Source organism: Botrimarina colliarenosi, from assembly GCF_007859955.1.
In the GTDB taxonomy this organism is placed as follows: Bacteria; Planctomycetota; Planctomycetia; order Pirellulales; family Lacipirellulaceae; genus Botrimarina; species Botrimarina colliarenosi.
Map to the genome: position 1 here is coordinate 702159 of NZ_SJPR01000001.1, position 13699 is coordinate 715857.

The 13699-nt window shown below is 66.4% G+C and carries 15 protein-coding genes; 7 read left to right on the forward strand and 8 right to left on the reverse strand.

Features of this window, described 5'->3' with window-relative positions; genetic code table 11:
- Positions 1-139 precede the first annotated feature (139 nt).
- From Pla108_RS02690 to Pla108_RS02710, 5 genes are all read left to right on the forward strand, one after another.
- The gene (locus Pla108_RS02690) at positions 140-655 is read left to right on the forward strand and encodes a hypothetical protein (protein WP_146442605.1); all 516 of its coding nucleotides are present in this window, start codon (positions 140-142) and stop codon (positions 653-655) included.
- An 87-nt stretch (positions 656-742) separates the two neighbouring features.
- Positions 743-2116 carry a hypothetical protein gene (locus tag Pla108_RS02695; RefSeq protein WP_146442607.1) on the forward strand — a complete coding sequence of 458 codons (1374 nt, stop codon included), beginning with the start codon at positions 743-745 and terminating at the stop codon, positions 2114-2116.
- 105 nt (positions 2117-2221) lie between these two features.
- A complete protein-coding gene (locus Pla108_RS02700) occupies positions 2222-3352 on the forward strand; it encodes a hypothetical protein (RefSeq protein ID WP_197526192.1) in 1131 nt (376 codons plus the stop codon).
- Between the two features lie 289 nt (positions 3353-3641).
- On the forward strand, positions 3642-5855 hold the full coding sequence (locus Pla108_RS02705) for a carboxy terminal-processing peptidase (RefSeq protein WP_197526193.1): 2214 nt from the start codon (positions 3642-3644) through the stop codon (positions 5853-5855).
- A 34-nt stretch (positions 5856-5889) separates the two neighbouring features.
- Positions 5890-6297 (forward strand): hypothetical protein, encoded by a 408-nt coding sequence (locus tag Pla108_RS02710; RefSeq protein WP_146442617.1) that lies wholly within the window; start codon positions 5890-5892, stop codon positions 6295-6297.
- Between the two features lie 16 nt (positions 6298-6313).
- On the opposite strand, the gene Pla108_RS02715 is transcribed toward Pla108_RS02710, so the two are convergent.
- The gene (locus Pla108_RS02715; protein ID WP_231934263.1) at positions 6314-7135 is read right to left on the reverse strand and encodes an MBL fold metallo-hydrolase; all 822 of its coding nucleotides are present in this window, start codon (positions 7133-7135) and stop codon (positions 6314-6316) included.
- A gap of 164 nt (positions 7136-7299) precedes the next feature.
- On the opposite strand from Pla108_RS02715, the gene Pla108_RS02720 reads away from it, so the two are divergent.
- Together Pla108_RS02720 and Pla108_RS02725 are read left to right on the forward strand one after the other, a co-directional pair.
- On the forward strand, positions 7300-7896 hold the full coding sequence (locus tag Pla108_RS02720) for an RNA polymerase sigma factor (RefSeq protein WP_146442620.1): 597 nt from the start codon (positions 7300-7302) through the stop codon (positions 7894-7896).
- A 176-nt stretch (positions 7897-8072) separates the two neighbouring features.
- Positions 8073-8777, forward strand: coding sequence for a hypothetical protein (locus Pla108_RS02725; RefSeq protein ID WP_146442623.1), 705 nt, complete (start codon positions 8073-8075; stop codon positions 8775-8777).
- A gap of 10 nt (positions 8778-8787) precedes the next feature.
- Here Pla108_RS02725 and Pla108_RS02730 read toward each other — a convergent pair whose 3' ends face one another.
- From Pla108_RS02730 to Pla108_RS02760, 7 genes are all read right to left on the reverse strand, one after another.
- The gene (locus Pla108_RS02730; protein ID WP_146442625.1) at positions 8788-9195 is read right to left on the reverse strand and encodes a TadE family protein; all 408 of its coding nucleotides are present in this window, start codon (positions 9193-9195) and stop codon (positions 8788-8790) included.
- 1 nt (position 9196) lies between these two features.
- A complete protein-coding gene (locus tag Pla108_RS02735; RefSeq protein WP_146442628.1) occupies positions 9197-10342 on the reverse strand; it encodes a VWA domain-containing protein in 1146 nt (381 codons plus the stop codon).
- Complete coding sequence (locus tag Pla108_RS02740; protein ID WP_231934264.1) at positions 10342-10743, reverse strand: TadE/TadG family type IV pilus assembly protein; 402 nt, start codon at positions 10741-10743, stop codon at positions 10342-10344. The genes Pla108_RS02735 and Pla108_RS02740 overlap by 1 nt, the downstream gene beginning before the upstream one ends.
- Positions 10744-10781: 38 nt before the next feature.
- Entirely contained in the window at positions 10782-11219 is a 438-nt protein-coding gene (locus Pla108_RS02745; RefSeq protein ID WP_146442634.1) for a hypothetical protein, read from the reverse strand.
- A 210-nt stretch (positions 11220-11429) separates the two neighbouring features.
- Complete coding sequence (gene hisH, locus Pla108_RS02750; protein WP_146442637.1) at positions 11430-12053, reverse strand: imidazole glycerol phosphate synthase subunit HisH; 624 nt, start codon at positions 12051-12053, stop codon at positions 11430-11432.
- Positions 12054-12212: 159 nt separating this feature from the next.
- Positions 12213-13052: an OmpA/MotB family protein gene (locus Pla108_RS02755; RefSeq protein WP_146442640.1), complete on the reverse strand. Its 840-nt coding sequence runs from the start codon at positions 13050-13052 to the stop codon at positions 12213-12215.
- Between the two features lie 151 nt (positions 13053-13203).
- Positions 13204-13689 (reverse strand): hypothetical protein, encoded by a 486-nt coding sequence (locus tag Pla108_RS02760; RefSeq protein WP_146442643.1) that lies wholly within the window; start codon positions 13687-13689, stop codon positions 13204-13206.
- Positions 13690-13699: the final 10 nt, after the last annotated feature.

Below are 13699 nucleotides of genomic sequence, written 5' to 3' on the forward strand. Positions count from 1 at the left end.
CGGATCGGGCCGGTTCGCTATGGACACGTCACCGGGAATCTGGGAACTCTCCCCACGGACTGAAAGCTGCGGGCATGTGCCCTTTGGCCTCGACCCAATCTGAAGAAGATCCAACCTTACGACGTGGAGCCGACGCACGATGCGAGCCCTTCGCCTCAATCGTCCCCAATGGCTGGCGATGGCTGTCGCCGCCTTTTTGACGCTGACCGGCGCCAACGCCTTCGCCGAGGGCTTTTGGCCCGGGGGCGATAAGGACGAAGCCACGACCGAAGCACAAAGCGACGAGGCGGCCCTGGTCGACTCGCCGATGTTCAAGCTCGGCTGGCCGAAAATCGAGATGCCCAAGTTTGCCTGGAAGCCCGGCTTCGGCGGCGGTGAGGACGCAACCCCCTCGGCCGTCACGCCCGAGGGGAACCCGATCTCACGGGCCCTCGACAAGGTCTCCGACTCGTCGAAGCGGGCCGCCGACAATGTCCGTGGCGCTTGGGGCGCCGCCCTCAATAAGCTGTCGTTCGGCGACTCGAAAGAGACGCAGCTCGCCCAGAAGGAGAAGCCCGGCTTCTTCTCGCGTCTGTTCACGCCGGTGGAAGAAGGCGACGACGTCGAGACCGTACAGCAGTTCATCGCCCAGGATCGCGTCGGCACAACTCGCTAATCGCGGCGATGGCTAGGACAGCGGGGCGGTGGGGTCTACAACCGAGAGAGATCGGCTAGCCGTCTCCTCGCAGGACCCGCGCCCCTGATGTCACGCCCCGACTTTCTGTCGCAGCTCCCCTCGTTGGAAGAACTGCTCGAGCACCCGCGCGTCGCGTCGACAATCGACCGCCTGAACCGCTCCACCGCCGCGGTGCAACTGCGCGGCGCGATCCAGAGCCTCGGCGCCGAAGTCTCACGCCGCGCCGAAGGGCTCCAGTCGCTTGGCGCTGGGGAGCTCCTCGACCGGTTGATCCGGCAGCTGGAGTTTCCACGGCCGACCACGCCCAGCCGCTGCGTCAACGCAACGGGGCAGTTCTTCTTGGCGCCGACGCTGCGGCCCCCTTTGGCCGCAACGGCGATCGACGCCGCCCGCGCCGCCTCCGAAGGCTTTTGCCAAGCGAGCGAAGCCGCCACGAAGACCGCGGCCACGCTGCTCGGCGCCGACGCCGCGTGGGTAGGCTGCTCGCACCCGCGGGCTCTCGCCACGGTGCTCGAAGCCCTCGCCGGCGGCGGGACGTGCGTCGTGGCGCGTGGCGACATGACCGAGGTGGCCCCCGGACTGCGCCTCGACGAGATCGCTCGACGTGCCGGGGTGACGCTCCGCGAAGTTGGCGCCGCCAATACGGCGACCGCCGACGACTTCGCCGGGGCGCTGGCCCCGCTCCAATCGGCCCAGCTCCAATCGGCCGACGCGCCGCGACTTGCCGTCTTGGTGCGTGACCGAGTCGGTTCGTCCGACGCGGCGCTGCTGAGCAGTTTGGCCCAGACGGCCCACCACGCTGGGGCGAAGCTCCTCTTCGACTGCGGTCGCGCTCGGCTGCGAAACGACACGCCCGCCTACGGCGACACGGCCCTGAGTGTCGAAGCGTCGCTCAGCGCCGGCGCCGACCTTGTGATCTTCGACGCCGCCGGGCTGGTCGGCGGCCCGGTCGCGGGCGTCGTCGCCGGGCGACGGGCCGCGATCGAGGCGGTCGCCTCGTCAGGGGCGGCGAAGCTCGACACGATCGATCCGGCCGTCGAGGCGGCGCTCGCCGCCACGCTGCAGCTGTTTCAGCGTCCGGGCGATCTGCGGTTCAACCATCCGTTGCACCAGCTTCTCGACGCGCCGATCGAAAACTTGCGGACGCGGGCCGAACGGCTTGCCCTGCGGATCGCCGCGGGTCAGGGGGTCGGCGCCGCATCGGCCGTCGAGCGCCCCAGCGCCGCCCGCGGCGGGGCCAGTTGGGCCATCCGTGTCGAGCCTGCCGCCGGGACACCGGCTGAGGTCCGTGAGCGGCTGGCCTCCTTGGAGCCGGCTCTGTTGGTTGAAGTCGAAGCGGACGCCGTCCTGCTCGATTTGGCCACCGTTTTCCCGCGTCAGGACGCGGTCCTGGTCGACTCGTGGGGGGGAGAGCCGGCCGCTGAGATGGATCCCCCCTGATTCTTCGCAACGCGAAAATGCGGAGGGCGCCTCGCTGCCGCCTCAACGGCGGGGCCGGGGGCGGGTACAATGCGGGTTTCAGGTAACCGCACACGCATGGCCGCGATGCGCCGAAGTTTCGCTCTCACCGCCAGCTATCGACTCGCGTTCGTCGGCGCCCTCGGCGTGACGGCGCTGGCGACCCGTGTGGTGTTCGGCGTGACGGACGCCGATGCGTCGAGGGATGTTCCTAGCGAAGCGCCCGCCTTTCAGCCGGCGCCGCTGATCGACCCGCAGCCCGCCTCTGCGCCTGCCCTCGGCCTCAGCGATTCGCTGCCGGGAGACGTGATTCCCAGTGAAGGGGGTGGGCCCGATGACGCCTTGTCGGACGAAGAGATCGCCCCACCCGAAGTTCCCAGCGAACTCCTCGACCAACTCCGTGCGGGGCATCCGTGGGCCCGTTTTGAGCGGGGCGCTTGGCGTCGCGTGCGGGTGATTACCGAGTCGTTCGACGCGGCGGGAGATTTCGCCGGTCGCACCAACACCGAGCGGGTCGAACGCCTCGAGGCGACTGACGACCGCTCCTACACGCTGCAGTCCGAGAATCGTGTCGCGTTCGCCGGCCGTCCCGCGCCGGGCGCCGCCGAGACCCAACGGCTCTGGCTGCTGACCGATCGGCCGACCGACCTGGGCGTTCCCGCGGCGATCGAAGAAGAACCGACGTCGATCAGCCTCGGCGAGGTCGTGGTCTCTTGCCAGACGTGGCGCGTCACCACCGAGTTCGAGGGGGCGCTGGCCGATGAACGGATCTGCGTCGCTCCCGAGAGGGTCCCGTCGGTGCTCCGCCGCCAACTCGTTTCAACCAGCGGCGAGGGGCCCGGTACGATTCAAACGCAGGCGGTCACCCGCCTCGACTTGCCGGCGATCTACGGGGAGGAGCTCACGCGATCGTGGCACGTCTCGACGACGATCACCCAGCCGGACGGCTCCCGCACCGAGCGATCGGCGGTCTACTCGGCGGACGCCCCGGGCGGCCTGCACTGGGAGGCGACCTCCGTTTACGACTCCCAGGGACGTCGCACGCACTGGTCGGTGGCCGAACTGGTCGAATCGGGCCGGACGCCGATCGAGCGGATCGAAGTCAGCGAGGCCACCGGCCTGCCGGAAGTCGCGATCGAAGTGAGGCCCCGGCGATTCATGCGGTTACTGCGACGCGAAGAAAGACGCGACGAAGACGCCCCCGCCGAGCAGCCCTGACGAACCACCCGCCGCACCGCGGCGTATCGCGGGGGAAGGGGTCGCCAATCGAGAGCCAGCAGAATCGCTAAAGTAACGCGATCTTGCCCCGTTTGCCGAGCCCCGATAAGCTGCAAGTCGTTTGTGCGTTTTGGCTTAAGTCACAAGCCGTTGGGCGCAAGCCGATGCAAGGATCTGCTTGGCGTGGCGATCCACGCTGATGCCCCTCCCGGGGGGACGCCGAAACAGACCTTTACGCCCTGTGCCTCTTCCCCGAATTGGCTTTTCGAAACCCTTCGAGTTCCTCGGAATGACCGACCTCGCCCGCCCCGTGACCACTTCTTCTTTCTCCAAGTCACTCGCGGCTGCCGCCGCTTCGTGGTTCCGGCGATGCGGACACCTCGGCGTCGTCGCCGCGATGCTCGTTGCGGTCGCCGCGCCCGCTTGGGCCCGGCCCAACGCGCCCTCTCGGACCGATCACACGATCGCGATCCTGGTCCGTCGACTGATGGAGCAGAAGCACATCTCGAAGCACCCGATCGACGACGAGATGTCGCAGCGGTGCCTCGAGGCGTTCCTCGACACGCTCGACCCGTTGAAGCTGTACTTCTACCAGTCGGACGTCAACGAGTTCGCTCAGCAGCGCAACCAGCTCGACGACCTGTTCCGCGACGGCAGCGTTGATTTCGCCCATCAGGTCTTTGCCCGGTTCCTCGCCCGCGTCGAAGAGCGCGCCGAGACAGCCCTCAAGTGGGTCGACGCGGACCACGACTTCACCGTCAAAGAGAGCATGGTGACCGATCGGGACGCCGCCCAGTACGCCAAGGACGCCGCCGAGGCGGACGAGCGCTGGCGCAAGCGGGTCAAGTTCGACCTGATGCTCAAACTCGCCGAGGCGGAGCCCGAACTCATTGACGTTCCTGACGTCGGGACCCGGCGGATTGGTTGGAACGTTGGCGACCACATCAAGTTCCCGGAGGACGCCGGCCCCAAACTCACCGAAGCCAAGGACCGTCTCCGCAAGCGTTACAGCAGCCTGCGGAAGCGTTGGAACCAGACATCGAGCGACGAGCTGCTTGAGCTCTACGTCACGGCGATGACCAGCGGCTTCGATCCGCACTCCAGCTACATGTCGCCGGAGACGCTCGACAATTTCAACATCCAGATGCGGTTGGAGCTGGACGGCATCGGCGCGTCGCTCCGTAGCGAAGACGGCTACACCGAGGTCGCCGACGTCATCGCCGGCGGCGCCGCTGACCAGGAGGGCTCGCTCAAGAAGGGAGACGTCATCATCGGCGTCGGTCAGGACTCGGACGGGCCGATGGAAGACATCGTCGACATGAAGCTCAACGAAGTCGTCAAGCTGATCCGCGGCAAGCGGGGCCGTCTGGTCCGCCTGCAGGTCAAGCCGGTTGAGAACCCGAACAAGATCGTTGAGTACATCATCACGCGCGACCGCATCGAACTAAAGAACCAAGAGGCGCGCAGCGCGATTATCGAGACCGGCGAGAAGCCGACCGGACAGCCTTACCGGATTGGCGTGATCGACCTGCCGAGCTTCTACCTCGATATGGATGGCGCGCGTCAGGGCCTGCCCGATTTTAAGAGCGCCACCCGCGACGTCCGCCGGCTGCTCGACGATTTCGAGCGCGAGCGCCAGGCCGGTCGCCCGATCGACGCGGTCGTCTTCGACCTCCGCTTCAACGGCGGCGGGTCGCTGACCGAAGCCGTGACGCTCACCGGCCTGTTCATCGATCAGGGCCCGGTCGTCCAGGTGAAGGGAACCGACGGCCGCACCGTTCCGTACGCCGACGAGGCCCCCGGCATGATGTGGGACGGCCCGCTGGTGGTCCTCACCAACCGCTTCAGCGCCTCGGCGAGCGAGATCTTCGCCGGCGCCATCCAAGATTACGGCCGCGGCCTGGTGGTTGGCGACGAGTCGACCCACGGCAAGGGCACCGTCCAGCAGCTCTTCGACCTGGGGGACCGCCTCATGGGACGCTCCAACCTGGGCGCGCTGAAGATGACGATCCAGCAGTTCTACCGCCCCGGCGGCGACAGCACCCAGAACCGTGGCGTGCTCGCCGACGTGAAGATCCCGGCCCTCACGGACCACCTCAAGGGGATCACCGAGGCGGAGATGGACTACGCCCTCGCCTTCGACCGAGTCAATCCGCTCCGGCACGACTTCCACGGCATGTCCGGCTCGGAAATCGCCACCCAGCTGCAGCGGATGTCGAACGACCGCGTCACCAGCTCGAAGGAGTTCAACGAGGACATCCGCCAGATCGATCGCTACGAGACTCAGAAAGACCGCACCTCGGTGACGCTCAACCTGGAAGAGTTCCTCACCGAGCGCAAGCAGCTCGACACGGAGAAAGAGACCGAGGAGATCAGTGAAGAGCTGAGCGACTCCGACCGGCCGGTCTTCGACATCGAGGATCACTACAACAAGGAAGCGATCGCGATCACGGTCGATTACATCCGGATGCTGCTAGCGAGCAAGCTGGCCGTGGCTCGGTAGGTTTTTCATGCTGACCGCACCACGACGAGTCGACTTGCCTACGAAGCCGCTGCTACGCCTTAATTTCACGCTCCTCATAAGTGCGGCAACGCTTGCGGTCGTTGCCGTGTTGGTTGTTGCCTGGGCGAGAGAAGCGGCAATCCAGCATTCTTCAGTTACCGAGATCAAACGCCTTGGCGGTTCGGTCTATTACGATGATGGGCCATGGTTTCTTCCCGGCGGAGTAACCGTGGCATTGGGGGAGTGGCTAGGAGACGATTATGTCCGAGCAGTGGTTGTTGTATGTCCGGATGAGAATCGACTCGCAGATTCGATGCCCCAACTAAAGCGTCTGCGTCATTTGCGAATGGTGTATTTTTGGGCCATCACTTCAGGCGAGACAATTGATTTGATTAAAGCGTCGCTCCCTGGCGTTGAGCTCAGCGCGAAGATGATGCGGTGACGGCAGGTGGCTGACCTTACGACAGCGGGATCCGCAGGCCGTCGTAGGCGAGGTCCATCCCCTCGGGTAGCGCGGCGCAGGTCGCCTCGTGTTCGAGGTCGTGGGCCATGTGCGTGAAATAGACCCGCTTGGCGCCGAGCTCCTCGGCGAGCGACACCGCTTCGGCGAGATTCAAATGCGTCGTGTGTCCCTTCTCTCGCAGGGCGTCGAGCACCAGCACGTCGAGCCCCTGGAGCCGCTCTTTGCTCTCGTCGGGCATCGCGTTGAGGTCGGTGCAGTAGGCGACGTTGCCGAAACGGAATCCGAGCGTGCTGAAATTAGGGCCGTGCTGCTGGCGGACCGCCGTGATCCGGGCGCCGAGCACGTCGATCTCGGGCCAGCCGCGGTCGGCGGGACCGATCCGCTCGAACCGCAGTTCGGGCACAGCGCCGCGGTGCAGGTTCGGGCGGCGCTCGAACGCGTAGTCGAACGACTTACGGATCCGCTGTTCGGTCCATTCCTCGCAATACAGCGGGACCGGACCGCCCAGGTAGAACTGCATCAGCCGCAGGTCGTCGAGCCCGAACAAGTGGTCGGCGTGCTCGTGCGTGTAGAGCACCGCGTGCACCAGGCCGATCCCCTCACGCAGCAACTGCTGGCGCATGTCGGGCGCGGTGTCGATCAAGAGGTTGCCCTCGGGGAGCCCCAGGATGACGCTGCAGCGGGTCCGCTTGTTCTTCGGGTTGGTGCTTGTGCAGACGTGACACCCACAGCCGATTGAGGGCACACCGACGCTCGTGCCGGTGCCCAGGACCACCATTTGTCCGGTGATGTCAACGGTGGCGACTTCGAGTGACACGGCGGGTGTAGCAGAGGCGAGCGGCGAGGGGGAAGGGCTGCCAACGAGTCTGGTTCATCGTACCGCGAGCGTCCAGGTCGGCGTCTTTTTTCGCGGAGGGCTGTAACACTTCGTCAGTTCGCGCCATGTTCTGGTAGACCGACTTCGCCCTCGGCGCCCGACGCATGCCCGATCCGACGCCAACCCGGCTAACGCCCCTCGGGGACGGTCTGCCCGACCCGCTCCCCAAACCGCTGGTGGTTCGAGCACGGTCCGATCGCGAGGCTTTCGGCGAGCTCTACGACCGCACGCACGGGGCGATCTACCGCTATTGCCGCCGGCGGATCGGCGAGCGGGCCGCCGCGGAGGACGCCTGCTCGGCGGTCTTCCTGGCGATCGCCGAGCAGATGCCGAGCTTCTCCGGAGACTCCGAGGTCGACTTCCGCCGCTGGGCTTTTGCGATTGCTCGCAAGCAGACGGCGTCGCTGCTACGCGGGACCGGCCGACGCGCCAGACTGCTCGCCGCTGCTGCGGAGGGTGGCGTCGTTGGCGCCGCCCCCGCCGATGAGGCCGAGACGGAGGGCGATGCGTTGCGCGCTGCTCTGGCGCATCTCGGTGAGCGAGAGCAAACACTAATTGACCTCCGCTACACGGAGGGGATGACCCACCAAGAGATCGCCCGCGTCCTCGGCTTGCGGAGCGGGGCGGTCCGCACGGCGATCAGCCGCGCGATCGCCAAGCTTCGGCAAGACCTAACGCCCTCCCACTCAGCGACACGATGACGGACATCGAACAATTGCTAAGCGGCGATGTCAATGCCGCCGCCGGCCCCGAAAGCGCAGAGCAAGAGTCGCACCGACTCGCCGCGCGGGGGAGCATTCTGGCCCGATACAACACGCCGTCGGCTTGTGCGGCGACGGAGCGTCTCGATTCCAATTGGTCCCTATGGAGGTTTATCATGACGCACCCCGCGCTTGGTCTATCGGCGGCTTCGCTCGTTCTGTTGTGCGGCGTCGCGGCCATGTGGAGCGTTCTGGGCGGCCCCGCGACGCCCGCTTACGCGCAGCTGGTTGAGCCGCTGCTGGAGGCAAAGAGCGGAAGTTTCTCGCTCGTTGTGCTGAGTCGCGGTAAGGAGGTGGCACGCGGCAAAGGATACTTCCGTGGTCCGATGTCACGCATCGAGAAGCCTGGCGACGCGGGGTCGTTCACCATTTTCGACGGCGTGAACGGGAAAAGTCTCGACCTTTCCTCGACTGAAAAGACGGCGACTCTCGCCGACATCCCCTTCTTCGAAAGGGACAAGAAAGTGGCGCCCGAGCTGATGAAAAAGTACGGGGGAGGAATGCTCGGCGCTTTCCGGATGTACCTCGATCCGGCTTGCAACCTCAAAGCCTTCGGAGCGGGGTGCTCGCGCGACGTCGTTGAAGAGTCGGCGCCGGGGGGCGGTAAGCGTCGCGGCGTGAGGCTATCCACCCCCGGAATGGTTCAGACCCTCTGGGCGGACCCGGAGACAGGCGAGCCGGACCGCGTCGAGATCGAGATCAAACGGATCGACGGCGTGAAGACGGTGCTCGCCGACTTCGATTTCAATGCCGAACCCGAAGAATCGCTCTTCGAGATGTCGCCGCCTGGTGGCTACACCCTCGACGACCGTACGGAGTAAAGTCGGTCGGTTAACGGGTCCGGACCCGTTCCGTCCGCAACGTTGACTGCGAGCTCAACGTCTTTCCCCGAGTGAAGCGGGGGACGACCCAGCCGTTCCGGTCGAGCGGGATGCTGACGGAGACCGTCACTTGCTGCGTATCGCGGGTGATCGTCGCCGGGTTGAAGTTGATCTGGGCGCCCCGGGCGCCGACGACGGTCAACAGGCGCTGCCCTTCGGCGCGGGCGTCGGCCGTGGTGGCGCCGGGGACGATCGCGGCGCGGGCCGCCTCGTAAGCGGCGTTGTCGGCCGTGTGGCGTAAGACGTTCAGCCGGCTGAACTCGAACATCGCCATCAGCACCAGGAAGAAAACCGGCGCGACGAGGGCGAACTCGACGGTCGTGGCGCCGCGGCGTGAGGCGGGGCGATGTCGAATCATGCTATTCGGTAACCAGGACAGGGAGCGTGCGGGCGATCTCACGAAACGCCTCCGCTAAGTCGGCGGCGGTGTCGGCGTGGAAGCTGCGGCCGCCGGTTGCGTTGGCGACGGCCCGCATCCGGTTGATATCGGCGTTGGGGCTGAACGTGACGGTGTGGACCGTGACGTCGGCGCGCGACGCCTCCGGGGCGACCGTCTCGGGGGTGACGCCCAGGTTGTGCCGGCCGTCGGTCATCAGGACGATCGTCTTGACGGCGAAAGGCCTGGCGTTGCGTAGCGAGTCGATCCCCTCACGAAGACCCTCGCCAATCGCGGTGCTGCCGCCGATGCCGTTTTGGAGGAACGCGTCCATCGAGCCGGAGATCCGCGCGTAATCCGATGTGAGCGAGTTGTGCAGTTGAGCGGTCCGATAGTTGAGCCGGACGCGTCCGCAGTTTTGCCTGAAATTGCTGCTGTAGCTCGCCAACGCGACCCGTTCGTCAGGGATCGTGGTCTGCAATTCAGCGAGGAACGCGTCGACTGCTTGAGCAAGCGCAAAGAAGCGGGTGTTGGACGGCAGGGGGCCGCAGTTAATGCCATTGCCCGTGCCGCTGAAATTGATGTTGAGCCCCATCGATCCCGAGCGGTCGATCACGAGGCAGATGTCACGGTCGAGCACCGTCGAGGTGGCTGACAGCACCGGTTGGAAGGTGCGTGTGCCGAGGACCGACCCAAAGAACAGGTTGACGCTGCCCGAGGCGGAGCCGGCGTCGCGGCGCCCTTGGACCCGGACCGCATTGCTGGGCGACCCGCCGGTTGCAAAGACGAAGCGGGCGTCGGAGTTGGCTTGTGTCGATTGGCCGAACGACACGTCGTTGCGAGCCAGTTGCAGGGGGGTCCCCGCGACTCGATTGCGTGAGGCGGCGTCGATCGCGGCGGCGAGGGCGGCCGCCTCGCTCTGTCGGAACGAGAGCGTCTTGGCGCCGGCTCGCGAGGAAGAGTCGGTGGCGGTCCGTAGTTCGGTCCGCACCAGCTGCATCCAGGCCAGATCGATCGCGAACGCCGCCATGATGACGAAGACGGGCATCAAGACGGCGATCAGCACGAGGATGGCTCCCCGGCGGTCGCGACGGCGTATCAGCGGGCGGCGTTGCACTGGCAGGCTCATCAGATCTCTTTCATGAAGACGGCGGACGCACTAAGCTGCCGGCCGCCGAAAAAGCTGAGCGGCAGGATGCGGTTGGCGTCGGTTGGGGCCGAGACACGGATTTCGAAGTACTCGCCTTCGTCGATCGATTGGATGCCCCCGGGGAGCACCTGGATGGCGCCGTTCTGTATCCGTCGGTCGGTCAACACGCCCTCGCCCGCCGTGCGGATATCGCTATCCGTGGCGTTGGGCAGTAGCGCGGTGTGGCCCGCCTCGTAGGCGGCGATCGATAGCGACTGCTTGAGGAAGATCATCGAGCAACTCTCGAGGGTCCCCAGCAGCAGGAGCATCAAGACCGGTAGGCAGATGGCGAACTCCGTCGCCGCGACGCCGCTGCGGTCGTTGGATTGATTTCGAAACACGGCGGGGGACCTCGTCGCGACGTAGAGGGGAGCGGACTTCAGGACGGCTGGTCGTCTTCGGCAGACGCTTTGTCGGCGTAGAGCCGATCAACCGCTTGGTTGAAGTTCTCGGCGAGGTCCTTCCAGAAGTCGCCTTCACGCAAGGTGATCCGCTCGGGCCTCTCGCCGGCGGCGAGCTGGCGCGTCGCGGCCCGGAGTCGCAGCATCGGGCCGGTGAAGCGGTTGCTGAGCCGGATCGCGTCGTGGATGAACACCGGCGCGAGGCAGAGCAGCACCAGCAGCACCGGGCCGTAGGTCCACCACGCCTCGGAGAGGTGGTCGCCGACCGGCATAAACGGTTGCGACATCCACTTCAGCCCAACGAGCAGCGAGCACGCCAGGACGGTGAACAGCAGCCAGTGGACCGAGAGGCGACGCGCCAACGCGCCTTGCACTTCGGGATCGATGTATTCGGCTTTCCTGCGTTGCTTCTTCACGACAGAGCCTCACGCTCGCGGTGGAGTCGGCGCGGCGTGGAAAAAAACCGCAGCGCTGCCTGAAACCTAGCTCAGCCTTGGCTTCGCTACGGCAGGACGCAGCCGCCGGCTTCGAACTAGGGACGGTACGACCGATACAATCGGACCGCTTACACCCTGAGAGCCGTCGGCGCTGGCCGCGGGCGGCGCCGCGAACGATCCACGCCCGTCTCAACCGCCAGCGCTGATCGGCAGTTCGGCGAAGTTCTTCAACAACCGCAACCCGGCCGCCTGGCTCTTCTCGGGGTGGAACTGCGTGGCGTAGAGATTGTCGCGCCAGACGCTCGAGCAGAACGGCCCGCCGTAGTCGGTCTCGGTCGCGACGCACGCCGGGTCGTCGTTAACGACGTGGTACGAGTGCACAAAGTAGAAGTAGGCGCCGTCGTCGATCCCCGCGAAAATCGGCGGCCGGTGGGCAAAGCGGACTTGGTTCCAGCCCATGTGGGGCACCTTGAGCCCCGCGGGGACGTCGAACCGCACCACTTTGCCGGGGAGGATCCCCAGGCCACGGTGCTCGCCGTCCTCGTAGCTCCAGTCGTAGAGCATCTGTAGCCCAAGGCAGACACCCAAGAACGGCCGGCCCGAGGCGATGAAGTCCTTGAGCGGCCCCTCAAGCCCTTGCGCCCGCACCGCGGCGAGGGCGTCGGCCGAGGCGCCCACGCCCGGCAGGATCACCCGCTCGGCCCGGGACAATTCGGCCGCGTCCGACGTGATCGTCGCGGCGTGCCCGACCTTCTCCAGCGCTTTCTGCACGCTGCGGAGGTTGCCGAGACCGTAGTCGACGATAGCGATCAAGAGAGACCGGAGGCTAGAGACGCGAGGCCTGAGGACACGCCGGGGCGTTGCTTGTGCCGAACAGCCGAAGGACCGCTATTCTGGCCGGCGGTTCGCCTGTTTGCCAGACGGCCCCGCGTCAGCGAGCTGCCGTGCGATCGTAAGAAGCCGCCGAAGCGACTACCGACGCCGCAGTGTCTCGGGATAAACGACCATTTCGAGCCGGCGGTTCTTCTGTCGGCCCGCTTCGGTGGCGTTGGAGACCAGCGGGTGGTTGGCGCCCTGGCCGACCGTGAAGAGCTGGGCCGCCGGGACGCCGGTGCGTCGCAGGGCGTCGTAGATGGCCGTCGCCTGGGCGACCGAGAGGTGCAGCGGCGTCGGGTACTGGGCCGACGCCACCGGGGCGCCGTCGGTGTGCCCTTCGATGCCAATCATGTGGCCCGGGTAGGCCTCCATGAGTTGCGTCGCGACGCTGGCGGCGAGCCGCTCGCCGGTCGGCTGGAGCTGGGCCGAATCGGAGTAGAAAATCTGATCGGCGGGCAGGGCGACACGGATCACGTCGCCGTCCTGACGGATATCGACCCCCGTGAGCCCGCGGAGCTGGATCGGCTCGAGCAGGGAGCTGTTCGGGGCGAACCCAATCGTGCGGGTTTGCTGCGTCGAAGCGAGCAACTTCTCGGTGCGGTTGCGGAGGTCGGAGTTGTCCGACTGGGTCGAAGCGAGCTGGTCGGCCGTCGCCCGGAGCTGCTGCTGCGTCGCCGTGACTTGGTCGCCGAGCAACTGCACCTGTTGCCGGGATTGGGCGAGCAGCGACTCGAGCTCTTGGTTGTCGCGGTCCATCTGCTCGGCCCGCCGCTGCAGGTCCTGCTCGCGCTGGGCGATCTGCTGCTGCTGGTCGTAGTTGAGCGTCACCGGCTGGGGCTGGCCGGTCGGGGTCCCGCTCGGTCGGAACACAACCCGACCGCACCCTGTTGAGAGCAACAGGCCAACGAGCAGGCAGTGGATCAAAAGGCGCGGCATAACGCTCGGGGGGACCGGCGACGGGGAGCGAGCGGCGCGAAGACTAGCAACCGTCCGCCGGGGGGCCAAGAGCGGTGCGTTGTGAGGCTTGAGGCGTCAGTCCTGAGGGTTGGTGTTGCTAGCAATTCCCTCCGGACTCACGCCTCAAGCCTCACGACGCGAAGCGTCGAATAAAGTTCCGCCGCCCCCACATCGGGGCGTGCGGCTCCCAGCCCATCCGCCGCATAAACCGCTCCGAAAGTCGCTGGTTGGCGGCGTCGCAGACAAGGGCCCGGCTTCCCTTGATGGCGGCGATCTCGTCGAGCGCCCGCAGGGCGGCCCGAAAAGTTGCGTAGCTGGCGCCAGCGGTGCAGGCGACGTAGCGGAGGGCGAGGAAGTCCTCGTGCCCCTGCGGCTGGTTGTAGTAGAGCCGGCAGCGGTCGGGCGGTCCGGCAGGCCGCCACGCGTCGCCCAGGGGCCACAGCTCGCGTAGTGACACGAGGTGCGGCCAGGGACGCAGGGTGACGCTCACCAGCTCGCCGGCGTGGGTCTCGATCACCCCGTATCGCCGCTGACGCAGGGCGTCGTCGGCGGCGGCGATGTCGGTGATGGCTTCTAGCAGGGGCATCGGCAACAGGGGCATCGGCAGCAGCGGCATCGGCGTCGCG